Raw genomic sequence first — 9,125 nt, forward strand, 5'->3', positions numbered from 1 at the left:
TTTTTCTTTTCCTTGTTGATTTAATAGCTTACTTATTGATGTAAGGATTAATCCAATTATTGGGCTGTAAGTCGTTGCAAGTGTCGGACTATTCCCGATCACGAGCATACCTCTGCTATTCGGATTATTCAAATCTAAGTTAAAATCACTCTTTGAAGTCAAATAATAAACTTCTTCAGTGTTGATTTTAGATAGTGAAATTTGCAAACTCGAAATAACTCCTGCAAGTTGATTATCTGCTTTATTTGCATAAGCTGTCATAATCGGGGCTATCATATCAGCGCATTTTTGCTCTTTATCCAATGTATTTAAAAGGCTTTCTAAATCGGGCTGTAAAATCATACTCATTGCATGAGGTAAAGTGCAATATTGAGGATGTTTTTTCTTTAAGTACCAAAATACAGAAGCAAGTAAAGCCGTTGAATTTTCACTCCAAAAATCGGGCTTACTAATCATCGAGGGATTAAGATTTGCTAAAATAGAATAGGCAAATTCCCTCGCAAAACTATCATTTATCATTAATTCCGGTGCAATAGGGTTTATCCTATGGCTTCGGCTCAAATCAGTAAAATTGATAAAATAAGGCTTAATATTCGTGTTTTTGTAGGCTGTATTTACATAACTTGCTAACTCTGGAAACTTAAAATCATAAACAACACCTGTAAACCCTTTTTGACCTGCATCATTTATCAATGGCTCAATAATAGATTTACTCTTTCCTGCTCCTGCTCCCCCACTTATAAAAATACCTGCATACGGATTTTGAATATTTACTTTTCCATTCAAAACAAGGTTTAAACCTACTTCTTGCTTAATCTGTGGGTTCAATATAGCATCTTTATTGAATGATATTTTATGCTTATACTTCTTAAAAAGCTTCCAAATAATAAAGCCTAAAACAGAATAAACAACTATACTTCCAATAGTTCTATTGGATGCCCCCAAACCTGCAAGAAATAGGCTTGATAATAGCGTTGAGCCAACAAAAAAGACAACTAAATAAACTATCATTTTACCTAAAAACCCGCGACCTCTTTTCTTTGCGTGTTGATGTTCTACTCTTTTCATCTTGATAATCCTTTAGTGTCGTACATATTTCTGCTTAATAACTCCGTTCTTTCCTCTCTATGCTTTTTCATTTCTTCAAAGCGATTGTATTGAGGTTTCTCTTTTTCCTGCTTTTGAGCCTTTTCAAGAGCATTTTTGTTTTCAGATACACTCTTGACAACTAAATCAGTCCAAACTCTGTCCTTGCCCTTAATTGAGTTGATTTCAAACTCATTTTTCTTGAATGAGATGCTTTGAACTTTCCCTTGCTTGGTTTCAAAATTTACTTTGATGCCCTTTTCAGCTAATTTTTCTTTGAGTTTGTTTAAATCCGTTACGGATTTGTCCTTACTGGCTCTGCGTACCTCTCTCAAAACGTTGATTTCATACGCATTGTAAAATAATTTACGTTCCATTTTTATATGATTTAAGATTAAAAAAATTCATTCTATCGCCCACGACCTCGCCTTTGCTCTCGCTCTTGGTCTTGGTCTTTTTCTTCTCGTTGGGCTCTAATTTGTTCAAATCGACTTTGCCCTGTGCTTTGGCTCTGCTCTTGGCTTTGCCCTCTGCTTTCTCGTTGCTCTTTGGCTCTTTCAAAAGCGGTTTTTTGTTCTTTCTGTTGTGCTTTCACTTTCTCGGTATATTGTTGTAAGGTTTTAAAAAATTCTTGGTTATTAGGGTTGGTTTCCCACGTTTGCCAAACATTGTCATTTGGTTTGATGTCGGTCATTTTTTCTCTTATCGCTTCATCCACAATTGTATAACTAAATCCATGTTTATGAGCAATAGTGTCGATATGAGCCTTTAAATCATTTTCCTTTGAGTAGATAGCATTCGTTGTCAAAACCTTGTCTATATCGTTCCATTTTGCCCCTATTTGAGAACCTTTAACGCTTATCTTATCCGTACTGAAAGAAACTCCCGAAATACCTTTTCTATTTTCAATTAAGCGAACATCAATACCTTTACGCTCAACCATTGCTTTGAATTGTTGAGGCGTAGTAATGCTCCTATCTTTCAAAACCTCGTTGATTGTTCCTTGTATGCTCGTTTGAAGTTGCTTAATGTTTGGATTTTTGCTTAATACTGCCTTTTTATCTCTCGATTTTGTATACTCACGCTCCGCTTTTTCATCGGCTGTCAAAAATCTATATCCTTTCTCACTCTCTTTGTCGTAGATTATATTTCTGCCCTCTGTACGCTTTAAACCCTGCTCCTGCTCTATCTTATCGGCTACAACTTGAAGCCTGTTTTTTATAAATTCTTCTCGCTTATTGTTAAAACCGATATTTATTTTTTTTCCGTCTAAATCGACCTTGTTTAGAACTATATGGTAGTGCGGGTTCGCTGTGTCATTGTGTTTCACTATCAAATATTGATGATTTTCGGGTTTTATTCCTAATTCGTTCAAAACCGATTTTACAGCCTTTTGGCGTTGTTCCTCGCTTATCTGCTCCTTTGCATCAAAGCTGACTGATAAATGTATTACAGGCTTTGAAACTCGGCTATTACCATTGGAAACAAAACGCATCTGCCTTGCCATATCTCGAGTATTCCCGTACACATTATTTTTTTCAATGATTTCGGGCTTTTTATCAATAGGCAAATCTTTCTCATGCTCTTTCTTTACATAAGAAATAGTTCCGCTAAATCCGTTCCCTGCACTATGTCCGATTACCATTTTGAAATGATTGTTTCAATGTCCTTTAATAAGCTTTCTATTTGTGGCAACTCCCTACGTTCATTCGCATATCTTGTAAGCTGATTTAAATTGTTCGCAAGTCCTATAATTGTGCGCCTGTCAACGCCTGTACTCTCCCCCAAACTCTCCGATTTTTGAACCGACAAAACAGAACCTTTTAACATCAATTGCCTACCATAATCCGAAATGGTCAAACCTAAATTATCGGCTTTCTTTTCGATTTCTTTATGCTCTTTGTCATTCACTCGAATGACAATATTTTTTAATCTCGGATTCTGTTTTTTATTCATTCTGTTTTTTTGTTTTTGACCAAGATCAAAAAATTGCGAAGCGGTTTTTTGTCCTGGTCATTGCTCCAAAATTTTAGCGAAGCGTATAAAAATTTTGTTCAAAGATTTTCAGCGTAACGAAGTGCAGCGTTAAGAAAATCTAAGCCCCGCAGGGCGAGGGTCGTAATAAGGATATACATTTGCAACGCAAAATGTATATACGTTTACGCCCCTCGCTCCTTCAAACTATACTAAGATACTGAGAAATAAGGATTTGTCAAAATCCGTTTTCGAAGTATCTCCAGCGAAATAAAAAAAGCCCCTAACAAAGGGCTTTTTTTATTGAAGCAGACCGCCCAAAAAGGCGGTCAACTTTATATAATTATAGAATGATTACATTCTATAATTATATAATTTACCCCACGCTCTGGAGTGGCTTATCGACTTCGTCCGATTACTCCTTTCAGTCGGCTGTTTAAGGAAAATGTACAAAAAATAATACTCCCTTAAATAAGATATAGCTTTATAGCTTAAAAATCGACTTACACTAATCAAAATCACTTCTGTACCTTATCGGTTGTACAAAATAGATATTCAATTAAAAGAAAAAAGGAAAAAAAAGAAAGCCATTCTTCAAGCGCAACGTTCAAAAAAATCATATAAATAGCAAAGCGGTTTATGCTGATTTTTTTGATTCGTGAAGCTTATTTTAGCTGGACTTTTTATTGAGTTTTTGAGTACCAAATAAAGGGAAACTATTTTTTGTAACAACCTGTAAAACAACAAAATACAAAACACCTGTTTTTAAGGCGTTAAAAAATGATATTTTAAACCTATAATACCTATTATAAATATCAAATATCTGAAAATCAATTTGTTACATTCATTTATCGTTATTATATTTGATTACTTTTTAATCTTATAAATTATATAATAATGAAAAAATTAATGCTTTTTAGCCTATTGGCTATCTCAATGGTGTCATGTTCTAAAAATGACGATGTACAACCAACTACAAATGGTTCAGATTTCAAAATTGAAGTTGCTCTAAGCGGTGCTATTGATGATTATGCGGAAAATATTTCTGTAAATATCACCAATGATGAGGGAGTAGAACTTCATCTTCTGGGTTATGAATGGAAGCAAGGAGATAGAACCCAAACTTCACCCAATTCAGTCACTTACATTGCGACATCCAAGCCAACAATCAGAACATTAACAACATCACACAAAGCAAAAAGCTTGTTCTTGTTGCAAACAATGATTCCAATTAAAGAAAATCCGCAACCATTGACATCAACAATCACACTCTATCAAAATGGCAAGGTAAAAACTAAAAAAAAGCACGTTTTTAATGGAGAAATCAATCAATATCTATTAGTCGATTAAGACTAAACGCCAATCTTTGAAAAGGTCCGCATCTTGTAGACCTTTTTCTTTTATTAATCAATAATGAGAGTACCAAACAAAGGGAAGATTAAAACATAATAAATTGATTATCAATACTAAATGACCATATTATGACAAACCGTTTCGACGCAAAATCTCTTTTTTCATTATGTTTTCCGTTTTTTCGTGGATTTTCAAGTGTACAAACCTGTCAATTTGACCTATTTTCAACCCAAAAGGTGGAACTCTTTTCCCTAAATAATATACAAACGTTATATTTATATATTTTAATATTTTCTTATTTTGCGACCTCTGAGCGCTCTATAAATCAATTAGTTACAGTGCCAAAAAACAGTTTTTATAACGTTAAAAACAGTTTTTATAACGTTAAAAACAGTTTTTATAACGTTAAAAACAGTTTTTATAACGTTAAAAACATAAATAAAAATAATCATGTTTTTTAATCCTGTTTTTTTGACTATCTTAGTGATACTTTTTTAATCTCAAATTATAATAAAATGGAAATTCTAACAAAAGAAGATGCTCAAATAGCGGGCGAGTTGATGTTAAAGCAACATAATGCTATTACATCGGGTCGATATGACTTTTCAGCGTGTCAATTGGATCTAGTGTTTTTATTGCTTTCTCAAATAAAAGAGGGACAATTAACTTATCAAATTCATACTACTGACATAGAACTTATAACTGGACGTAAATGGAATATATCCCAATTTACAGATAGTACAGAACAACTTCTTACGAGAATGTTTGAGCTGGAAACAGAAGAAAGCTATACACAATTTGTATTGTTCCAATATTTCCGATATTTAAAAGGAACAAGAACTATTGAATTAAAGTTATCAGAAATAGCACTACCCTACTTTTTTGACCTTAAAAACAACTTTACACATTTTCAATTAAAATCAGTTCTTGGATGCTCTTCTAAATTCGCTAAAAGACTTTATATGATTGCTTGTCAATGGCGAACAGTTGGCAAATTTCCTAAACCAATCCCAATTATTGAAATAAAGAGAATGCTTGGATTAGTTGACAAAAAGGGTAATGAACAATTTAAACAAATTGGACAATTTAAGGAATTTGTACTTGATATCGCCAAAAAACAAATCAATGAGTATACCGATATATCATTTGATTACCAACTTTATAAAAAAGGACGTTCGTTTGAGTTTATACAAATATTTGTTGATACTTCTAAAAATAAACCTGCTCAATTAGAAATTGATTTCTCTAATGATTTAGGCTTTCAGAAAAACGTTCGTTCAATTATGGCTTACGGAATAAGCGAAGAGTATGCCCTGCTAATCGTTAAAGATGGTTATGATGGTTTTATTAAGTTTGTTGAGAAAGTTAACGAGAGAGCGCGAAAAGGAGAAATAAAGGTAGAAAATGCACCTGCTTATATTATAGGTTCATATCAGAAAAAAGGGGTTATTCCTAAATAACCCCTTTTTATTATTCTTCAATTTGATTTACTATCCAATTTATCCACCCTATAATTGTAGAAGCTCTACGATAATAGGTTGTATTTGAGGTTATATTATATAATTGAGAATTTTTCATTATATCTACAATCTCATGCTTAGTTGGCATCTCTCCCTTTTTCAACAACATTAATAGAGTGTTTTTAAAAGCTTTATGAGAAACAATTAGTTTAATAAATTCTTTTTGCCTATTTATTAAATCCAACGCAAATAACCTTTTTCCCTGTTGTGTTAAAGTTGCGCCTATTTGATTGGAAATACTATCTCTTCCTATAGAGATTAAACCTAAATATTTAGCAGCATTCAAATAATAATCTGTTTGTCTACTATCAAAATCATAATTAACAGTTATATCCTCTTTAGAAAGAAAATCCTTTTGTGATAGAAGTTCACATAAATTAATTATTCTTTCAAAACTATTTGCTTGAGGGAAAGGTATATCAGGTTCTCTAACTAAAACCGTTCTATTCAAAATCTCTTCTAAATCCTCAATATTAAAAGATCCGTCTTGTATAGCATATTTCTTATGCTTTATTAGTACCAATGAGTTATAGTTGCTAACATCTGCAAACGCATATTCTCTTAAATGAAATACTCCATTCGTATATGTTAAGAAGATAGGTCTTACTTGCTTTTGTATTTTATTAGACCATAATTTATATGGATAATATAATTGTCTAATTAAAAAATCATTTGATATATAATTTTTAGCTTCTATAATATTTAAAGAACTATCTCCTTCATATCCCCCGTCTATTTCAACTTGAGAATTAACAACGTTAACATTAAAAGTTGTCATATTAGAATTAATATCAAACGAGAATGATGATGAACTCATTCTTCCACTAACAGTAGGAAGTAAGCTGTCTTCTTCTGTAAAATCGTGGAGTATTTTTGATACAAAAGCACAATTTATAGCTGTAGATTCACTTGTTATATCTTTATAATCTAAACTTTCTAAAAATGTAGGAAAATTTATATGTGTAATTTCAATATTATCAGTATTAAAGTCATGAAATGTATCAAATTGCCCTATCACATAACCACCTCTCGATATTGGTAATATTGATAAATTATTACTTGCAAATATAGTAGGCAATTGAGATTTATGGTCAAATTTTGTCATTAACCTTGCTTCTCTAAACTGATTTATTTGCGTAGAACTTATTTCAAAAAAGCCTTGCGTATTGATAGTATCAATTACATCATATTTTGAAAAAATCTTAAGCCATGCTGAATCATTTTTATTCATAATTTTTAATTAATACTTCGTCAACCTCTCCTCTATTAGAGCCATTTGAATTAATAGCCCTTGTGGCTTTTACAATCGTTATATTGTAATCTGAATATAATTCTTTAATGAAATCTGCTGATGAATTAGACAATAAAAATTTCACTCCATTTTGTGTTAAAATATCACACTCATTTTTCAATTTAATTTGGTCTTCTTCACCCCATCCGCCCTGGATATAACCTGTAAAATTAGAACTTTCAGAAAGTGGATGATATGGAGGGTCTAAATAAACAAAACATCTGTTATTTACCTCTTTCAAAATATTTGTATAATCCCCAGAAACAATTTGCAAATTGTTTGAATTAAGATATTTATTAACGGCTTTTAAAACAGGTTCATTAACAATATTAGGGTTTTTATATCTTCCAAAAGGCGAATTAAATTCTCCTGCATTATTAACCCTATATAGTCCATTAAAACAAGTCTTATTTAAATAAATAATTCTTGATGCCCTTTCAACTGGACTTAATTCATTAAAAGATGACGTTCGGTCTAAACTTCTTATAGCATAAAAATATTCAGATTCATTTTTATGCTTTTTGAGGTCTGAAATTAACAACTCTAAATCATCACGTATAACGGTATATACATTTATTAATTCTTCATTATAATCATTTATAATACCATTCTTTGGTTGTAGATTAAACAAAAGTGCTCCTCCTCCAACAAATGGTTCAACATATCTATAATCAGAAATATTTTTGGGAATATGTTCTTCAATAGTACTTAATAATTGTCTTTTCCCCCCTACCCACTTTAAAAATGGAGATACTAATTTATTCTTCTTTGCCATATGAAAAATTTAAAACCACCACCTTCTTTTTTTAGGTAATGGCTTTTCTTGTTCTTTTGGAGCTTCCAATAGTAACATAGCTTTTTGTAAATCTAATATACGACCATCTTTTTCATTTAAAAGCTGGTCTTTGTGTTTTATTTCTTGTTCATACAATGCTAATTTATTTTTCAACTCGTACAACTCATTGTCCATAGACACGTCCAACCCTTTGTCCAATATTTGACCACCCTCTTTTTTACCCACTTTAATAGGTGGATATGAGTCAAATAAGTAATTTACATCAACAAGAAGTTTACTATCTTTTCTTTCAATAAACGGCTTACTTTCTGCTTTAGACAGAAATCTACGTATTGTCTTTTCGCTTTTACCAGTAGCCTTTACAGCTTCTTTTATATCTATATAATTCATAAAAAAAAGAGTGTCCAATGGTCAAATATACCAAATGTCCACCCTAAAAGAAACATGACCACCCTAAAAAAAAGAAGTCGGAGCGTAAGCCCCGACAACCTTTTTTAATCTCATCATCATATAAAATGAATAATGAGATGCTAAGGTAGGAATTAAAATCACTTTAGAGGGATTAAAATTCGTTTTAAATCGTCTTTTACTTGATAAAACACTTGTTCTATGTCTGATGTAGAAACATTATTAAATGGCTCTATTTCTGTTTTTACAAAGCGGTTATTCATTGGGATTGATGCTAAACCTTGTCGGTGCGCTCCCTCACTTAAAAGCGTGTAGAATGAGCCTGTTTGCAGGGTTGCAACATCTTGAACTTTTACTAAATCCCTTTCTTGATAAGAATAACTATCGCCACTACCTTTGTATAAATCCCCAACAACAGAATGTTCGTATTGATTATTTTCTGTCTTTATCAGCTTATCAGCTTTACCAAAAATTTGACTTACTCTTTGTGCAGTTTGTGGGTTGGTGGTTCTTCCGTAGAATTGATTTCCTAAGTTTGAAAGTATAGTATCGGTTTTCTCCTTTCCGTATTTATCAACCATTTGCGCAATATCTTGACAAGCTAAGATTGTAGCAACTTTATTGCTTCGGGCTGTAGCTGGAAGCTGTTCTACATTTGGAACATACACCGTTGGAAATTCATCGAGCATAAAAACGC

Annotated in this window: 10 protein-coding genes; 2 read left to right on the forward strand and 8 right to left on the reverse strand. The window is 32.1% G+C overall.

Translation table 11 applies throughout. The annotated features are described in order from the left end of the window. From GOQ17_RS15775 to GOQ17_RS15790, 4 genes are all read right to left on the reverse strand, one after another. Positions 1-1,068 (reverse strand): type IV secretory system conjugative DNA transfer family protein (locus tag GOQ17_RS15775; protein ID WP_159638981.1); only part of this gene is annotated, 1,068 nt, incomplete at its 3' end. Then, the gene (locus GOQ17_RS15780; protein ID WP_159638983.1) at positions 1,065-1,463 is read right to left on the reverse strand and encodes a hypothetical protein; all 399 of its coding nucleotides are present in this window, start codon (positions 1,461-1,463) and stop codon (positions 1,065-1,067) included. The genes GOQ17_RS15780 and GOQ17_RS15775, both read right to left, overlap by 4 nt. A gap of 32 nt (positions 1,464-1,495) precedes the next feature. Next, positions 1,496-2,731, reverse strand: coding sequence for a relaxase/mobilization nuclease domain-containing protein (locus GOQ17_RS15785; RefSeq protein WP_159638985.1), 1,236 nt, complete (start codon positions 2,729-2,731; stop codon positions 1,496-1,498). Next, the gene (locus GOQ17_RS15790; RefSeq protein WP_159638988.1) at positions 2,725-3,042 is read right to left on the reverse strand and encodes a plasmid mobilization protein; all 318 of its coding nucleotides are present in this window, start codon (positions 3,040-3,042) and stop codon (positions 2,725-2,727) included. Before GOQ17_RS15790 ends, GOQ17_RS15785 begins: the two co-directional genes overlap by 7 nt. Positions 3,043-3,957: 915 nt before the next feature. On the opposite strand from GOQ17_RS15790, the gene GOQ17_RS15795 reads away from it, so the two are divergent. After that, positions 3,958-4,410 carry a beta-barrel fold lipoprotein gene (locus GOQ17_RS15795; RefSeq protein WP_159638990.1) on the forward strand — a complete coding sequence of 151 codons (453 nt, stop codon included), beginning with the start codon at positions 3,958-3,960 and terminating at the stop codon, positions 4,408-4,410. Between the two features lie 518 nt (positions 4,411-4,928). Further along, positions 4,929-5,873, forward strand: coding sequence for a replication initiation protein (locus GOQ17_RS15800; protein WP_159638992.1), 945 nt, complete (start codon positions 4,929-4,931; stop codon positions 5,871-5,873). Positions 5,874-5,883: 10 nt separating this feature from the next. Here GOQ17_RS15800 and GOQ17_RS15805 read toward each other — a convergent pair whose 3' ends face one another. The 4 genes from GOQ17_RS15805 to GOQ17_RS15820 all read right to left on the reverse strand — a co-directional run. Next, complete coding sequence (locus tag GOQ17_RS15805; protein WP_159638994.1) at positions 5,884-7,164, reverse strand: type II restriction enzyme; 1,281 nt, start codon at positions 7,162-7,164, stop codon at positions 5,884-5,886. Continuing rightward, on the reverse strand, positions 7,157-7,999 hold the full coding sequence (locus tag GOQ17_RS15810; protein ID WP_159638996.1) for a DNA adenine methylase: 843 nt from the start codon (positions 7,997-7,999) through the stop codon (positions 7,157-7,159). The genes GOQ17_RS15805 and GOQ17_RS15810 overlap by 8 nt, the downstream gene beginning before the upstream one ends. A gap of 9 nt (positions 8,000-8,008) precedes the next feature. Next, the gene (locus GOQ17_RS15815; protein ID WP_159638998.1) at positions 8,009-8,410 is read right to left on the reverse strand and encodes a hypothetical protein; all 402 of its coding nucleotides are present in this window, start codon (positions 8,408-8,410) and stop codon (positions 8,009-8,011) included. 158 nt (positions 8,411-8,568) lie between these two features. Next, positions 8,569-9,125, reverse strand: a 557-nt coding sequence (locus GOQ17_RS15820) for a type IV secretory system conjugative DNA transfer family protein (protein WP_159639000.1), incomplete at its 5' end; no start/stop codon positions are given.

The organism is Sphingobacterium composti, from assembly GCF_009829075.1.
GTDB lineage: Bacteria > Bacteroidota > Bacteroidia > Sphingobacteriales > Sphingobacteriaceae > Sphingobacterium > Sphingobacterium composti.

Excerpts from the sequence above, each read along its gene's own strand:
- GOQ17_RS15810 (WP_159638996.1), bottom strand. The coding sequence starts at position 7,999 with ATGGCAAAGAAGAATAAATTAGTATCTCCATTTTTAAAGTGGGTAGGG.
- GOQ17_RS15785 (WP_159638985.1), bottom strand. The coding sequence starts at position 2,731 with ATGGTAATCGGACATAGTGCAGGGAACGGATTTAGCGGAACTATTTCT.
- GOQ17_RS15805 (WP_159638994.1), bottom strand. The coding sequence starts at position 7,164 with ATGAATAAAAATGATTCAGCATGGCTTAAGATTTTTTCAAAATATGAT.
- GOQ17_RS15795 (WP_159638990.1), top strand. The coding sequence starts at position 3,958 with ATGAAAAAATTAATGCTTTTTAGCCTATTGGCTATCTCAATGGTGTCA.
- GOQ17_RS15780 (WP_159638983.1), bottom strand. The coding sequence starts at position 1,463 with ATGGAACGTAAATTATTTTACAATGCGTATGAAATCAACGTTTTGAGA.
- GOQ17_RS15815 (WP_159638998.1), bottom strand. The coding sequence starts at position 8,410 with ATGAATTATATAGATATAAAAGAAGCTGTAAAGGCTACTGGTAAAAGC.
- GOQ17_RS15790 (WP_159638988.1), bottom strand. The coding sequence starts at position 3,042 with ATGAATAAAAAACAGAATCCGAGATTAAAAAATATTGTCATTCGAGTG.
- GOQ17_RS15800 (WP_159638992.1), top strand. The coding sequence starts at position 4,929 with ATGGAAATTCTAACAAAAGAAGATGCTCAAATAGCGGGCGAGTTGATG.